The organism is Pelosinus sp. UFO1, from assembly GCF_000725345.1.
Lineage (GTDB): Bacteria > Bacillota > Negativicutes > DSM-13327 > DSM-13327 > Pelosinus.
The window spans coordinates 1,901,009-1,915,246 of record NZ_CP008852.1 but is presented as its reverse complement, the minus strand read 5'-3'; the positions used below and the strand labels follow the sequence as shown (position 1 = coordinate 1,915,246).

At 37.6% G+C, this 14,238-nt stretch carries 19 protein-coding genes; 6 read left to right on the top strand and 13 right to left on the bottom strand.

The genetic code is table 11. From position 1 onward, the window contains the following. Positions 1–393 precede the first annotated feature (393 nt). The 4 genes from UFO1_RS25715 to UFO1_RS08815 form a co-directional block, all read right to left on the bottom strand. Complete coding sequence (locus tag UFO1_RS25715; RefSeq protein ID WP_038670078.1) at positions 394–657, bottom strand: hypothetical protein; 264 nt, start codon at positions 655–657, stop codon at positions 394–396. Next, a complete protein-coding gene (locus tag UFO1_RS08825) occupies positions 654–1,094 on the bottom strand; it encodes a MarR family winged helix-turn-helix transcriptional regulator (protein WP_201771061.1) in 441 nt (146 codons plus the stop codon). The genes UFO1_RS25715 and UFO1_RS08825 overlap by 4 nt, the downstream gene beginning before the upstream one ends. Before the next feature lie 195 nt (positions 1,095–1,289). Continuing rightward, the gene (locus UFO1_RS08820; RefSeq protein ID WP_038670077.1) at positions 1,290–1,541 is read right to left on the bottom strand and encodes a hypothetical protein; all 252 of its coding nucleotides are present in this window, start codon (positions 1,539–1,541) and stop codon (positions 1,290–1,292) included. Positions 1,542–1,789: 248 nt separating this feature from the next. Next, a complete protein-coding gene (locus UFO1_RS08815; protein ID WP_038670076.1) occupies positions 1,790–2,698 on the bottom strand; it encodes a LysR family transcriptional regulator in 909 nt (302 codons plus the stop codon). Positions 2,699–2,849: 151 nt separating this feature from the next. On the opposite strand from UFO1_RS08815, the gene UFO1_RS08810 reads away from it, so the two are divergent. From UFO1_RS08810 to UFO1_RS25710, 5 genes are all read left to right on the top strand, one after another. Then, positions 2,850–3,842, top strand: coding sequence for a D-cysteine desulfhydrase (locus tag UFO1_RS08810; RefSeq protein ID WP_038670075.1), 993 nt, complete (start codon positions 2,850–2,852; stop codon positions 3,840–3,842). 179 nt (positions 3,843–4,021) lie between these two features. Next, complete coding sequence (locus UFO1_RS08805; protein WP_038670074.1) at positions 4,022–4,246, top strand: transposase; 225 nt, start codon at positions 4,022–4,024, stop codon at positions 4,244–4,246. Between the two features lie 255 nt (positions 4,247–4,501). Then, positions 4,502–4,624 (top strand): hypothetical protein, encoded by a 123-nt coding sequence (locus UFO1_RS25950; protein ID WP_256380535.1) that lies wholly within the window; start codon positions 4,502–4,504, stop codon positions 4,622–4,624. A gap of 382 nt (positions 4,625–5,006) precedes the next feature. Next, positions 5,007–5,129: a hypothetical protein gene (locus UFO1_RS25945; RefSeq protein WP_256380535.1), complete on the top strand. Its 123-nt coding sequence runs from the start codon at positions 5,007–5,009 to the stop codon at positions 5,127–5,129. Between the two features lie 883 nt (positions 5,130–6,012). Beyond that, entirely contained in the window at positions 6,013–6,573 is a 561-nt protein-coding gene (locus tag UFO1_RS25710; protein ID WP_236639362.1) for a hypothetical protein, read from the top strand. A gap of 303 nt (positions 6,574–6,876) precedes the next feature. Here UFO1_RS25710 and UFO1_RS25160 read toward each other — a convergent pair whose 3' ends face one another. The 4 genes from UFO1_RS25160 to UFO1_RS08785 form a co-directional block, all read right to left on the bottom strand. Further along, positions 6,877–7,044: a hypothetical protein gene (locus UFO1_RS25160; protein ID WP_158442784.1), complete on the bottom strand. Its 168-nt coding sequence runs from the start codon at positions 7,042–7,044 to the stop codon at positions 6,877–6,879. A 433-nt stretch (positions 7,045–7,477) separates the two neighbouring features. Continuing rightward, a complete protein-coding gene (locus tag UFO1_RS26195) occupies positions 7,478–7,582 on the bottom strand; it encodes a hypothetical protein (RefSeq protein WP_371256722.1) in 105 nt (34 codons plus the stop codon). Between the two features lie 175 nt (positions 7,583–7,757). After that, positions 7,758–8,615: a diaminopimelate epimerase gene (gene dapF, locus UFO1_RS08790; protein ID WP_038670072.1), complete on the bottom strand. Its 858-nt coding sequence runs from the start codon at positions 8,613–8,615 to the stop codon at positions 7,758–7,760. Between the two features lie 60 nt (positions 8,616–8,675). Further along, positions 8,676–9,113, bottom strand: coding sequence for a GNAT family N-acetyltransferase (locus UFO1_RS08785; RefSeq protein ID WP_038670071.1), 438 nt, complete (start codon positions 9,111–9,113; stop codon positions 8,676–8,678). Between the two features lie 761 nt (positions 9,114–9,874). On the opposite strand from UFO1_RS08785, the gene UFO1_RS08780 reads away from it, so the two are divergent. Further along, complete coding sequence (locus UFO1_RS08780; protein WP_144390876.1) at positions 9,875–10,141, top strand: hypothetical protein; 267 nt, start codon at positions 9,875–9,877, stop codon at positions 10,139–10,141. A gap of 112 nt (positions 10,142–10,253) precedes the next feature. On the opposite strand, the gene UFO1_RS08775 is transcribed toward UFO1_RS08780, so the two are convergent. From UFO1_RS08775 to UFO1_RS08755, 5 genes are all read right to left on the bottom strand, one after another. After that, positions 10,254–11,024, bottom strand: a complete 771-nt coding sequence (locus UFO1_RS08775; RefSeq protein WP_038670070.1) for a radical SAM protein — start codon at positions 11,022–11,024, stop codon at positions 10,254–10,256. Positions 11,025–11,212: 188 nt separating this feature from the next. Beyond that, positions 11,213–11,452, bottom strand: coding sequence for a hypothetical protein (locus UFO1_RS08770; RefSeq protein ID WP_038670069.1), 240 nt, complete (start codon positions 11,450–11,452; stop codon positions 11,213–11,215). A 361-nt stretch (positions 11,453–11,813) separates the two neighbouring features. After that, the gene (locus tag UFO1_RS08765; protein WP_038670068.1) at positions 11,814–12,884 is read right to left on the bottom strand and encodes a hypothetical protein; all 1,071 of its coding nucleotides are present in this window, start codon (positions 12,882–12,884) and stop codon (positions 11,814–11,816) included. A 237-nt stretch (positions 12,885–13,121) separates the two neighbouring features. Continuing rightward, a complete protein-coding gene (locus UFO1_RS08760) occupies positions 13,122–13,661 on the bottom strand; it encodes a hypothetical protein (RefSeq protein WP_038670067.1) in 540 nt (179 codons plus the stop codon). An 11-nt stretch (positions 13,662–13,672) separates the two neighbouring features. Continuing rightward, positions 13,673–14,236 carry a GH25 family lysozyme gene (locus UFO1_RS08755; protein ID WP_038670066.1) on the bottom strand — a complete coding sequence of 188 codons (564 nt, stop codon included), beginning with the start codon at positions 14,234–14,236 and terminating at the stop codon, positions 13,673–13,675. Positions 14,237–14,238: the final 2 nt, after the last annotated feature.

Sequence of the window (14,238 nt, the reverse complement as noted above, 5' to 3'; positions counted from 1 at the left end):
TTCGCCAAGCAGCTACAATAAATGCTACCGCAAAAAATATCCGCATAGAATCACCCAATATAGTTTTCCTAATAGTAGACCATATATTCATGGAGTAATCTTATGATAAAAGCAGTTAAAACTAAGTCCCCTGATGATTTTCCCGTCATTAGTAATGAAAATGGAAAAGGACGGCTTTGAATTTACTTCTAAACCGCCGAATTTAAAAATTGTAATGCCTTAATATCCTTTATCAGCATTTCAACGTTTTCTTTCTTCGTAGCCCAACTGGTGCAAAATCTCACAGCACTGTGACTTGCATCGACTTTTTCCCAGTAAGAATAAGAATATTTCTCGCTCAATTTGATTAACACTTCATTCGGTAATATTGGAAACTGCTGATTTGTCATAGAATCAGAAAGAAAATCCTTTTTCAGCAACTGCACCTTGATGCGGGCGCAAGATTGAAGCGATAATAGTAGTATTCTCCTGTGTTCCTCCGACTAAAAAGTGTATACCTGCATTCTCTGCATGACATGCTTTTCTAATATAAGCTCTGGCTTTTTCACAGTGTTCATCCATTCCGTAACCTGGTGTCTGCTCTTCATTGGTTTCCACTAATCGTTTTATAATGCGCTTATGAGCACCTTCTGTATAGTCACTCTCAAATCGTATCATCTTTTAATCCTCTCCAATTTCTTCTGAATTAACAACATCGAAGCATGTATTTCCTTAATTTCTTTCTGTGATAAACCTTGCAATAATCTCATTATTTGTTCATCAGATTTTTCATTCAGTTGCTTATATAGTTCAGTCCCTTTTGAGGTCAAACTAATCAAACTTGTTCTGTTATCTACGGTAGAATCTTCCTTTATGAGAAGTCCATCTTTGCCGAGCTTAGCAATTATTCTACTCAAGTAGCTGCGATCAATTTCCAAGATATCGACCAAATTGCTTGCTATACACTGCCCCATCATACCGATTTCTATAATGACCCGTGCCTCTGTTAAAGAATATCCGGTATCCAACACAGTCCTATCTAACACACCAAGTATATTAGTATAAAATCTATTGAAATACCTTATATCTGCTATGACATTATCATTTACGTCCATTATAGGCCCTCCCCTTTTAGTGGACTTTATCAACAATTACAACAACACATTTAGTTGACTGTGTCAACAATGTTCTAGTGTTTCTAGTGGAGCCGTATTGTGGCGGTAGTCATACCAACTTATAGCTTATAAGGACATAAATACACAAAAGCTCCCCGAGAACAGGGAGCTTTTGCTATGAGTGAAGATTAACATTTAGTGATAATAACGAGAGGAAGCAACATCTTTTTTAAAGTATTCCAGTACTAATTTAGAAGCTTTATTTAATTCCCCATTTTTAATTAGTATAGCACCACCTGTAAGTTCAGAGGTTGGAAACTCAGAAAGAATTGTAAATTTGCCATCAGAAAGTTCTTTTGTTATATTCCCACTAGGGATCAGTGATATACCCATCTTATTTTCAATATTTGTAATAATAATACTTACCCAATTAGCTGCTTGCGGCAAAAGCTCCCAAAAGCCGAATGCACAACAGCAGTCAGATAAAGTTCATCGGAGTTGACCGAACTTGAGAACAATATTGAAATGATAAAAAAACTCTTGGCGTACCAATAATCTCCGGAATAGTAACAGGAATAGTAACAGCAATAGATACAACTGTATCAGGGACTGCCCCTTCCGGCGCAAGTGTAGTGCTTAGTGTTAACGGAGTTGCCTAACCGACAGTTGAAGCTACCGGTGGAATATGGGTGGTATCAAATAGGTTTTCCAAAAAAGTTAGGTAAGCCTTTATGGTCTCGCAAAACGTCTATAAAGACTGTTGTAATTTTTGTTTTGAATCGAGTAGGAGGTGTAATTAACGAAAACTTTCGTTTAAAAGGACTCCCGACCACATCGATTATCTTAAGGATGCCTAACGATACTTCATTTTGGATTGTGCAATGTGATAATAATGTAATACCCAGTCCTGCCTGCACAGATTCCTTAATGATTTGTGTACTTCCAAACTCCATAATGTTTTCCGGATAAAAGTTTAACCCAGAAAACATTTTTTCCGTTGCTTCTCGTGTTCCGGACGTTTCTTCGCGAATAATCCAAGTCTCATTTTTAAAATCAGCTATCTTCTGTGTGTGTTGATTTGCACATGGCTTATTGGCGGCAGCAACTATATACATTAGATCATCGGCAAATGCTTCCATGTGTAAATTATTATGTTGAACCTCGCCATCAACGATTCCAATATCTAACTGGCGGTTTGCTACCCACTCGGAAATTCTTTTTGTATTTGCTATAGTGATTTTGGGCTTTATCAGGGGATGTTTTGCGCGTAAATAGGCCACAATATGAGGCAGTACGTATTCTCCGAAGGTATAACTTGCACCTATGGATAGGTTGCCGCTAGCCTTATTCAGCGTGTCATCTATTAGATTCTGCATTTGTGTATAGAGGCCAATGATCTCGTTTGCGTGGTGATAGACAATTTCCCCGGCTTTATTCAATTGCACATACTTATTATTACGGTCCAATAGTTTTGTCCCAACGTTTCTTTCTAGCATTTGAATATATTGACTAACCGCTGGTTGTGTCATATGTAGTGCATCTGCCGCACGTGTAAAACTCTTTTTTTCCACAACTGTGATAAAGACAAGCAAAGACTGATCCATTATATCAATCCCCTTATATTGGTATTTATTTCTATGCTTATCATAAGCATTAACTTATAATAAACATAGAAATAAATTATTTTGGTTATTATTAATTATAGTCTATACTTAGAACTAGATAAAGAAGATTTATAGAGAGGAGGAAAAAACATTGAATCTTGCACAATTTCCACGTCGACGTTATACTGAGGGACAAACTCCATTAGAATTTTTACCTCGTCTTACCGAGGCATTAGATGGTCCGAATATTTGGATTAAAAGAGATGATATGCTTGGGCTGGCAGGTGGCGGCAACAAAACACGCAAGCTAGAGTTCCTAGTTGCGGATGCTTTAGCTAAAGGTGCCGATACACTGATTACCTGTGGTGCTGTTCAGTCCAATCACGCTCGCCTAACGCTAGCGGCAGCCTGTAAAGAAGGGATGCCTTGCCACCTTGTAATTGAGGAGCGGGTATCTGGCAGTTACAACGAGAATGCATCTGGAAATAACTTTTTATTTCACCTAATGGGTGTTGCAGGAATTACTGTTGTTCCTGGTGGGTCTAATATGATGGAAGCCATGGAAAAAGTAGCTGAAGATGTTCGCAAAAAAGGCGGAAAACCATATATTATTCCCGGTGGCGGTTCCAATGCTGTAGGATCATTGGGCTATGTCGCCTGTGCAGAAGAAATTTTAGAGCAAGCCTTTGATAAAGGTCTAAATATTGACTGCGTGGTTTGCACTAGCGGCAGCGGTGGTACTCATGGGGGATTAGCAGTAGGCTTTTGGGGAAATAATACTGGCATTCCGGTAGTAGGTATCAATATCAGCAGACCGAATGAAACCCAACGCCCGATAATCATTAAAGACGCCGTATTGACAGCAGCACGGTTTGGACTTCAATTCCCTGAAGAAATTATTGAGTGTGTTGAGGGATACGTTGGATCAGGATATTCGTTAGCTACGTCTGCAATGGTAGAAGCTGTTAGACTGATGGCTAGAACGGAAGCAATCTTATTAGACCCTGTATATACTGGCAAATCTTTCTCAGGACTAATTGGGCTGATTCGTCAAGGTCGCTTTAAGAAAGGCGAGAATGTAGTCTTTGTTCATACAGGCGGATCACCTGCTTTATATCATTACAAAGATTATTTTGCCGAATAATCTGTACGGCAGCAACTCTAATTTTAAATTTTCAGTAATAATTGCCGTTATGCCAGGTGCAAGAGCCGTATCCCCTGTGATGGTTTAAAATGACCTCAACCCTTGCGTATTGGATATTCTCCCCTATAGGTAGACAGGTTAAATAATAAAAAACCTACTACCGAAAGGGGAGCATTTTAATGTCAAAAATAAATCAATATAGTGCAGCAGAAAAACTAGTTATATTGCAAGAAATTGAAACGAGTCAGACTACACTTTTAGATATTGCTAAGAAATATGATATTAATAAATCAACCTTGCTAAATTGGCGTCATCGTTATGAATTGAATGGATATAAAGTTTTAGAAAATCGAACTCATTATAAAAATTATTCCGATGGCGAGCAATCAAATATTCATTGGTAAACATGGCTAGCATCCTAGAGATAACAGGTTTACCTTAAAATAATAACGTATCAATCCATAGCGGGCGTATGAAACGCCCGCTTTTTGCTGTGTTTTTATGACATCTTCTTTTTGAGTTATTTTCAATCGGTCTATGTTATGCGATGGTTGCTTAAATAATTATATTAAATTGATTATCACCGGCTATATTGTACTCACCTCCTGCAATTAGCTATCATACAATGTAGTGAGTGTAGATAAAAAGGAGGAATACTTATGGGATTCGGTTTTGGAAGCGGCGGTCGCAATGGTTTTGGCGGTTCTAGCTGTATTATTATAATTATCATCATCATCTTGTTATTCTCTTGTTGCGGTGAAGACTCTTTCTCTAGTTGCTAATTTTTAAACTAATCCACTAATTCCCCAACCTCTTGCAACCACGCGTCGCCAAAGCGTGGTTTATTTTTTTATAGAAAAAGCGCCCTGAAGGACGCCCATAAATCTACCAGTAGTAATCATGTTTACAACCACACTTACAGCACTCGCAGCAATTATCAAAACGGTGATGGCATACAGGACATTCATGACATTCTATATCGTTACAATAAAACACACTACACACCTCTCTTGTTTTTTGGATATAATAAAAAACCATTGGTCTATATTATCCGATGGTTGCTTAAATAATTATATTAAATTCATGATCACCGGCTACATTGTACTCACCTCCTGCAGTTAGCTATCATACAATGTAGTGAGTAGATAAAAAGGAGGAATACTTATGGGATTCGGTTTTGGAAGCGGCGGTCGCAATGGATTTGGCGGCTCCAGCTGTATTATTATAATTATCATCATCATCTTGTTATTCTCTTGTTGCGGTGAAGACTCTTTCTCTAGTTGCTAATTTTTAAACTAATCCACTAATTTCCAATCTCTTGTAACCACGCTTCGCCTGGCGTGGTTTATTTTTTTGTATAAGAAAAAGCGCCCCGAAGGACGCCCATAAATCTACCAGCAGTGATCATGTTTACAACCACACTTACAGCACTCGCAGCAATTATCAAAACAGTGATGACATACAGGACATTCACGACATTCTATATCACATTCGAAATGACATCTTGGGCATCTACGACAACACTTTGAACACTTCTTATGATGATGACAACAATCCCGGTCAGAATCCACACTCATTTTTTATCAACCCTCCTTATTATATTTATTACATAATATGTTGCTTTGATAAAAAATGTCCCTCGGTGGAGTAAAAGAAAAAGAGCCCAAAAAGGCTCAAGGATTAAATAATTTATATAATAAAGTAACTCCACATAGCAAAGGAAATACAATACATTATTTATTGAAATTATTTTAGATCTGGCCTTGCTGTAGAGCAAACTGCCAATTGGAGATAACTTCATATATATCCAAATCAACCGTTTTCAAATGGCTGTTCTTTTTAGAGCAGCTATCTTAATTTTTACCACCCTTATCTTATCCACCCGCCCACGAATCTCCGCTAATTCTTCTTTAGTCATTATGCTTGTCCTCCTATTATTTATGGTCATATAAAGGAGTATCTCCCATACGTTTGAAAGATTCATACAAGATAGCCTGAGTATCAATCTGACAGATCAGAAAATGGTGTCTTGATAAGACGCTCTTTAGGACGGTGTCATAAGTTAACATTTTAGGTCTGTATGACAGGTTTGTGATGGGAAAGAATTAATTGTTTAAATAAAGGAAACACTAAGCTAAATTGAATGAAAGTTAGGGATGGTGATGTGTTTATGAGTAATCAAGCAATATCATGGTCTATGCTATTTCTGCCATGGCTTACTTTGTTTTTTATGAATAAAGAGGAGATAAAGCGTTTTATGCCTGTCGCTCTGTTCTCTGCGCTTACTAGTGTAATAGCTGTAGAGACGGGGGAAAGTCTAGGGTGGTTTATTTATGGAGAAACAACTTATCCTTTAAGGACATCTTCTTATATTATTTTCGGATTAAATTGCGTCACTACTATCTGGCTTTTTCACTTTGTTTATGGCGATTTTTGGAAATATATAATGATAGATCTAGTGCTAAACTTTGGATTTATATATTTATTTCATGTCTATTTCCTTGGCAGTAGAGGGATTTTTCATGAGGTAGGTATAACGCCTTTTGTAAATGCATTAATTACTACTACCGATGGTGCTTTAGTATATGCTTATCAAATGTGGCAAGAAGGTATTTTCGTTCGTTATGAAAGAACTGAGAAAACAAAGAATTTGCGAATCTTACAGTCAGAAGCAGCCAAACCACTAGCCCAAGATAGAAACGAAAACAGCTCGCAGGATAAGGATGAATAGTTAATATAAAAAGCAGGGTTGGATCGGCTCTGTTTTTTTTGCACTTATCAGTGTCATAAGTTTACACTTTCAACACTGAGAGATTCGACTACAGTAGTCAAGGCATCATACTGCTTCATAATTGGTTTCAATACGTAGTTGTCTTAAAGAGGCACTATATAGTAGGATTCAGTATATTACCTGAATACGAACAAACCTATCGCAAAATATTAGGAATTTGTTTGCCTTCTTTTGAAATCCTTTGAATAATACTATTACGCCCTTCCCATAAGAACCTCTCTCCTACCACTAAAATAAACTAAGTTACTCCTCTTCCTCTATTTGATACAATTTTTTAACTCTATCAGCACACTCTCTAAATGCTGCAATATAGCGTTCTGCATTAGCTCTTCGCATACCAATCAAGTCATGTTCTGAAATTGCTATTTCTAAATGTCTTACATATCCAATCACGTTATTGATACATGCCATACTCACCCCTCCCTCACGCTCTAATAACAATTGATAACAGATTAATCACTCTTATTTACCAAAGATCATATTGTGTATAAATGATCTTTCTATGGTTATTAGGAGGTGATTTTATAATATGGATTATCGTAAATGGGGAGATCCTGATATTGATGAATGGAGAGAAGACCCAAATTCCAGAAAAAAACTCTATGCATCAGATTTATGGGAATTTGGCTATTGGTGTTATCCCAGTGGTTCTTGTTTCCCTAGGTGTTGCTGGCCTAGGAGAAATTGCTGCCCTAATCAAGGATGCTGGCCTAATGACAGCTGTTGGCCTAGAAGATCTTGTTGGCCTCGGCGAAGTTGCTGGCCTAGACAAGATTGTTGGCCGCGCTAGCTTCACACATACTTATTTTTTAAAAAGCTTTCGGGCTTTTTCTTTCTGTGTATTTTACACCACCATTATCTCAATTTCTGCTCTCTCTGATTCCTTACTGCCAGCTACTATCCTCTCAGCTATTACCTTTACAACTTGCTCATCATCCTGCCAAGCTATACCTTTTAATCCATCTAGTATGGCTTTGGGTGTCAGTAGGGACGGCCCTATTTGTCATTCTTTCACAATAAAGTTGCCAATAAGGACCATCCCCTGTAATATGATCTAGATCTGAATACCAATCTCTACTAAAAAAGATTCTTTATTTAAGCTCCTTCATGGAATGATGTTTTTGTCAGCAATTAGAGATTTGCGCTAAGAGGTCATCCGAGAAACATCCTTTGCTAACCCCTGTTACCGAACCAGTCATGTGCACATGTCCATCAGGACTTATTATTATGCTAATTGTTCCACCTGGCATGTGAACATCTACATCACTATCGACCATGCCGAGCTGAAAAGCGGCACTTGCTGCCGCACAACTACTACTACCTGATGCCAATGTATAACCTGCTCCACGCTCCCAAATCTCTATTTTAATATTATTACGATCAAGCACTTGAAGAAATTGAACATTTATTCTGTTAGGAAAAAGCTTATAATTCTCAATAATAGGACCCAATTCTTCTGCAAGTTCCCTCGAGACAGCATTAAGAGGAATTACGCAATGCGGATTTCCTATTGAAAGACAACTCACAGTAAACTTTCTTTCATTGATAATTAACTCTTCACTTATAACTTCACGCGGGGTACCAGCCACTGGTATTTTAGTGCTATAAAAAGTGACTTGTCCCATATCCACTTTTATTTGATTTGCCTTAGAGTCTAATAATTCAACGTGGACTTTTCCACCTAACGTTTCAATATAAAACTGGTAGGATTTTAAATAGCCAGCATCAAATAGATACCGGGAAAAAATCCTGATTCCATTGCCGCTTTTCTCGGCCTCGCTTCCGTCCGGATTTAATATCCTTAAATAGATGGAATCATTTTGAAATAATGGACCGTATAAGATACCATCCGAGCCGATACCAAAATTGCGGTGGCAAATCAACCTAATGTTTTCCTCAGATAAGTTAACTCTGGTCTTGTTGGGATCAATGACAATATAATCATTACCCAAAGCATGGTATTTGTAAAAATGAAAATCCATTTAATCTCCTCCCCATTGCCCTACTGACCCTTTTCCCCTAAAACTGCAGAGCCGTGTTCTTTATAAATATTTTTTAAATCCCTGAACAACTCCCAGCTTATATCCAATAGATTTATAAAAAGCATGAGCCTCCTTACGTTTGAGCAAGGATACCAGCATGATATAGTAGCAGTTCCGTTCTCTGGCACAATTCTCAATATATTTGACCAATTGACGACCTGCACCTTGTCTGCGGTTTTTTTCACTTACAATGACATTTTCAAGCACCATAAATGGTTTGCATTCTCCTACAATATCGGTACATACAATTCCCATGACCGAACCCACCAACCGTTGTTCTTCATCTTTTGCCCCGATTAAAATATAATCTGTATTATTTGCAATTTTTTTATACAAGCTTTCCATAAGCACCATATTAGTTTTTGTTCCAGTAAGTTCCTCATATAGTAAGGCAAGTTGCCCCAAATCCGAGGAACTTACAAAAGTTATGGTTAACATTTTCCTTCACCCTCTATATAGTTAATTCCATTTTCATTATAACGAAAATATTTCATCCGGACATTGCTTAACCTGCTAAGAATATGGTAAAAACTGCTATAGAGAATAAGAGGTGTCAGAAGGGACGGTCCTATTTGTCATTTCTTCACAATAAAGTTGCCAAAAAGAACTGTCCCCGTTATCTCTCCCTAAAACAAAGCTATTATCTATTAAATTCCATATTCTCTTAAACTAATAAAAAGTCCGGTTTCTTCCCTACTTAACAATCTTTCTTGAGGGTATACAACATCATCACATTTATTTAAGAGCAATATGGGATATAGCTTCGTTGGTTAGAGTGCTTCCACTGGCGTAAAATGTTGCTATTATGTTGCTACAGTAAGAAGCAGGGTAGCAACATTTTACTGTATTTGACCTATTTTTGAGAAAAATAAAAAACACTACAGGGCTCACGAAGCCTTGTAGTGTCTATATTCATAGATGGTGGGGTTAGGCGGACTCGAACCGCAGACCTCTTCGATGTCAACGTCATTTTTACCATTTTCCCAATTAAAATCTCTCTATCCACAGAACCTCCGAAACCCAGTAAATTCAGCACATCTAGATGTTTTTACTCTTTCATTTTTACAAAGTTTTTTGCAGTTTTAAGCAGTACTTTCCCCCTTTTTTCACACCGTAAGGTGCAGAATAAGGGGCAGCTTTTTCGTTGTATGACCTCTTCGGTGGATTCCGAAGAGGTCATATGTAAAGGAATTAATATTATGTTTAACCGTTCAAAATACAAAACTCTTATCGACACCCTAATTACAAAATTTGATCCAACTAAGTATGAAAACGAATATCAAAAGCAAGTTATCAAAATGATTGAAGATAAAGCTGTTAATGAGGAAATCATTAACACTACTGATACTGCGCCTCATTATATGGATTTAATGGCAGCCTTAGAAGCAAGTATTGCATCTACCAAGGCGGCCTCAAAGGCAAACGAGAAGAAGAAAACTCCACGTAAATCTAAGAAAACAGCGTAAAAAAACTCCCTAATCATATAGGGATTTTTTCCTATTTCCGTTCCATGTATTATTCTGCTGCTAGTTAGTACACTCATCCCATTCCCTCTATCGAAGGTGTGCTGGAAATATTTCATTTATCACTACATGTTAACCATTCATTTTTCTGTTGATTAGATTGTTCCCAAGGAAACCATTCAGTTTTGCTACAGTAAGAACATACTGGCGACGGCTTGCTAATAAAGTTCAATATCTCTGAACCTGAAATATCTTCATGTATATCTATACCTATATTCGGTATTGCTAAATTAAACTTCTGGTTGATAATGTCAGATAAAGCGGGTAAACAACAATGATAAATTTTACCCTCCCGTAAAAAGGTGCAAGTTCTTACCCAGCATTGAATATACATGCTTAACGCATCTGAGTTGCCCAAAGCATTTATTGATTTACAAAACTTTCTAACCTTCGTAAACCGAATAGGAATCCTACGCTGTATTGGCAAATCAAGATAAGTTACCATCTGTTTTTCTGTAATAGGATAAATCGATACATCCAATATGATATTATCTTCAAATAAACAATTATAAAAATGAACATCCATTGCAGGTAATAAAATTCCATTCGTTGCAACTGAAATCACGCTGTAAGGGAAAAAACGACGTGTTTCTTGAACAAACTTTGTAATGAGTGGATGGAGTAAAGGCTCCCCGCCCATTATTCTAATTTTAGTAATGTTTAAGAAAATTTCAGATAATCTTTTCATATCTTTAAGAAAGGATTCCATACTTAAGTAGTTTTCGTTTGCAATTGAGGAAAAATGATTGCACCCTTTGCAATTTAAATTACAGTGATCTGTTAAATGAAATTCAAGATAAGGCAAAATATCTTTAGTTTCGCTCATTTTCATTCCAATCCTTTTTTTATTATGAAAGTATTCTATATTATTATATAAATTTGGATTGAATAAGTTCCTCAAACAACAAAAACTCACCATACTTTTAGATAGGTATAAAATCAAAAAGCCGTCTCACTCAAGCGAGTAAGGCGGCTTCTATGTAATAAATATATTTATACGATATAAAATATAGGCTATTTCCGTTCCATAAACCATTTTCCCTGATCACAAAACAAATAGACTTGCTTATTACATATCCTGCAAGTATACCGCATTCCCATGCCACCAGCTTTTAAAGATGCGGCTTGTCGTACATCTAGGAGGCGATCAACTTCAAATACCCGCCCATCTTCCCATTTTATTGATAATGGACGGATGTTGCCCCGTATATCGTGTTTTGCTGTTACTTCCACAAAAACCTTGTAATTGCTCATACTTCACCTCTAAAACGAACATATGTTTGTTTTTATTGTAAGATTTTCTGAGGCGGAAGGCAAGTAGTAGTTGTTGGAAAATAACAAAAGTCGCCTCACTCATTAAGAGCAAGACGGCTAAACATGAGTTTATTGTGGAAGCCGATTAAACATGCTTACCAATAAACTCATAGTGACTACACCAATAGTCACTAATCCATATAAAACTAACATATTATTAAACCTCCTCATAACACAGATAGATACATTCTATGCAATCGATGACGATTATATGACTACTAAATAAAAAAGCACCGCCCTACCAATTAAGGTAAGACGGGGCTTATGTGGATAAACCAGTAATTAATCTGTTTGCATATTTTTAATATCCAAAAGCAATCCAACTAGCGGGAAATAACATTCCAGGATAAGAATTATCAAAGGTTTTAGTTGTAATATTGATGCCGCTAAGTGAATAACTGCCACCACTAGTATTATCAATTGAGACCGAGAAACAAGCCCTTGGGAAAGGTATTGGGAAACTAACAGTCGTTGGTGTAGCTCCTGACCATGAACCCCATTGCATAACCAAGCCACTCCCAAACTTTTGATAACCATTAATATTAAAACTATGACCAGCATCAAAATTATTATTTGCAATTGCAGCTTGAACCTCACTCCAATGATGTCCATCAAGTGTATCTGCATTACCAGCACTTATTGCATTAGTTGCCGTATCAGCCTGTGCCGCACTTGCTACTTTCCCAGTAACTGCAATCGTTACTTTTTCACTCGTTGCATCCGCTGTTAACGCAATATTTGTGCCTCCTACTAATTCGATGGTGTCGGCTTGACTATCGGCATGGATAGTTGTACCATTCACTACTACATTAGAAAAAGCATTTTGATTAACTTGAGCTCCCGCTTCAATACTGTCAAGCTTTGCTTTATCAGCAGCACTCATTGAGCCATCTGTAGTTTCAGTAGCATTTGGTGGAACATATCCTGCTGGTGCAAAGTCCACAGCATGCTTCCCGTCTACCGTATCCGCATCCCCACCATTTGCAGGTAAACTTGTTGGAATCTGATCTGTTGTAGCAATATCTTTTCCATTTAGTTGAGTAATTGTAATATCTGCTGTACCATCAAAGTATACTCCATTAATTTTCCTTGCAGTCTCTAACTTTGTAGCAGTAGCTGCATTACCAGTACACTGAGCTGATGTATCTGCAGTAAGTACATCCACGGTAATAGTCACATCTGCAGAACCATCAAAGCTTGTACTACCTGTTGCATCACCATCAAGAGATATCTTCCTCGCATTTGCTAATTTTACAGCAGTATCTGCAGTAATAGCTGTAGCAGCCGCAACAATCTTATCATCCTTTAACGCTCTAAAATTTTCTCTGATATCCGAAGTATTGTCCATAGGTAAATTTGAATTATAAGCCATTTTTCATTCCTCCAAATTAAATTAATATTTCTTATCACCAACATAGCCAAGGACCTCTTATTTTCAATGTGTGTATCCTGTATATCGGCTTTCACTAATACACATTCCTTAGTAACTATAAATTCAACTAGGGAATGCAAATTTATTTCTCACTCTTTATCCATACATATACCTAATTTTAGATAGGTACAAAATAAAAGAGCCGTCCACCTAGTTAAAGGTAGACGGCTATATCTTTTAACGTGTTAACAAATATCCTCCAGCAGCAGTGCCAAGTATCCATCCAATACGTTCTTTCTGTCGCGAAGATTTTTCTTTGTCCATTTCCTGCTTGTGCACTTTGGCCTGTTTCTCTAATTCTTGATTAGCAATCAAACGTGCTTGAGCATTTGCCATGTCTGTTACATCTATTTTAGTAGTAGACGATGTAGAAAATCTAAGCTCACCATTCTCACCTATTTTAACGTCAGACTGACCGGATACATTGGGCACTTCAACCTCTTGACCATTTACAATAGCAATAACTTTGCCTTGCCGTTCTACAAACTGTAAGATAGCTCCTTCTTGACTGGGAGGTTGTACGGCTACTTCCCGGATTGTTTCCGTTGTCGTATGAATAACCTGGGGAGGCAGTACGAAGGGATCAGCAGATTTGACTTGTTTTTCCTGCAGGATATGCTGCTTCCAGTCGCGGTATTCTTGATGCCCGAAAAAAAGCAGAACTAGCATTGCTGCTAGTCCTAAAAGATACTTCCAGTTACTTTTTACAAATGCCATTTTATCACCACCTAATACTTGATATTTCCATCAAATAGTTTTCCGCCAATTTCCAGTTTATCAGTATACTGCCACATATAACCTTTAATATCGTCGCTCTGGCTCCATTGGGCATTCCATACGGCACAACCAATACTACGCCAGTCAATATAATCAGTCAGCCAGGAGTAAGAGGCGTAAATGCCGCAGTCTAGACCTATATTGCAAATAAACGTTTTGCACATGGCTGTAATTTCTACCGGGTTAAATGCAAAGCCTTTACGCCGTTTATAGCCGTCCGCATCTTCCATGTCAAAGAACACTGGTAATTCTAATAGTTGTCCTGTACTGTCTATTGCCTCCCGGCAATTTTTTGCTTCATGTATTGCATCTTCGACGCTCAAAGCATACGAGTAGTGATAAGCGCCAACTTTCAGACCGGCAGCTTTAGCGCCGATTACATTCTGCTCGAACATTCCATCCTTTGATTGCAGACCGTAGGAGCTGCGGATGATCGCGAATTCAATTCCAGCAGCAGCCACCGCCTGCCAATCGACCACACCGTTATGATGGGATACGTCAATACCTTTTATCATTA

Coding starts and splice junctions, on each gene's coding strand:
- UFO1_RS25715 (WP_038670078.1), bottom strand. CDS start 657: ATGATACGATTTGAGAGTGACTATACAGAAGGTGCTCATAAGCGCATT.
- UFO1_RS08825 (WP_201771061.1), bottom strand. CDS start 1,094: ATGGACGTAAATGATAATGTCATAGCAGATATAAGGTATTTCAATAGA.
- UFO1_RS08815 (WP_038670076.1), bottom strand. CDS start 2,698: ATGGATCAGTCTTTGCTTGTCTTTATCACAGTTGTGGAAAAAAAGAGT.
- UFO1_RS08805 (WP_038670074.1), top strand. CDS start 4,022: ATGTCAAAAATAAATCAATATAGTGCAGCAGAAAAACTAGTTATATTG.
- UFO1_RS25950 (WP_256380535.1), top strand. CDS start 4,502: ATGGGATTCGGTTTTGGAAGCGGCGGTCGCAATGGTTTTGGCGGTTCT.
- UFO1_RS25945 (WP_256380535.1), top strand. CDS start 5,007: ATGGGATTCGGTTTTGGAAGCGGCGGTCGCAATGGATTTGGCGGCTCC.
- UFO1_RS25710 (WP_236639362.1), top strand. CDS start 6,013: ATGAGTAATCAAGCAATATCATGGTCTATGCTATTTCTGCCATGGCTT.
- UFO1_RS25160 (WP_158442784.1), bottom strand. CDS start 7,044: ATGGCATGTATCAATAACGTGATTGGATATGTAAGACATTTAGAAATA.
- dapF (WP_038670072.1), bottom strand. CDS start 8,615: ATGGATTTTCATTTTTACAAATACCATGCTTTGGGTAATGATTATATT.
- UFO1_RS08785 (WP_038670071.1), bottom strand. CDS start 9,113: ATGTTAACCATAACTTTTGTAAGTTCCTCGGATTTGGGGCAACTTGCC.
- UFO1_RS08780 (WP_144390876.1), top strand. CDS start 9,875: ATGTTTAACCGTTCAAAATACAAAACTCTTATCGACACCCTAATTACA.
- UFO1_RS08775 (WP_038670070.1), bottom strand. CDS start 11,024: ATGAGCGAAACTAAAGATATTTTGCCTTATCTTGAATTTCATTTAACA.
- UFO1_RS08770 (WP_038670069.1), bottom strand. CDS start 11,452: ATGAGCAATTACAAGGTTTTTGTGGAAGTAACAGCAAAACACGATATA.
- UFO1_RS08765 (WP_038670068.1), bottom strand. CDS start 12,884: ATGGCTTATAATTCAAATTTACCTATGGACAATACTTCGGATATCAGA.
- UFO1_RS08760 (WP_038670067.1), bottom strand. CDS start 13,661: ATGGCATTTGTAAAAAGTAACTGGAAGTATCTTTTAGGACTAGCAGCA.
- UFO1_RS08755 (WP_038670066.1), bottom strand. CDS start 14,236: ATGATAAAAGGTATTGACGTATCCCATCATAACGGTGTGGTCGATTGG.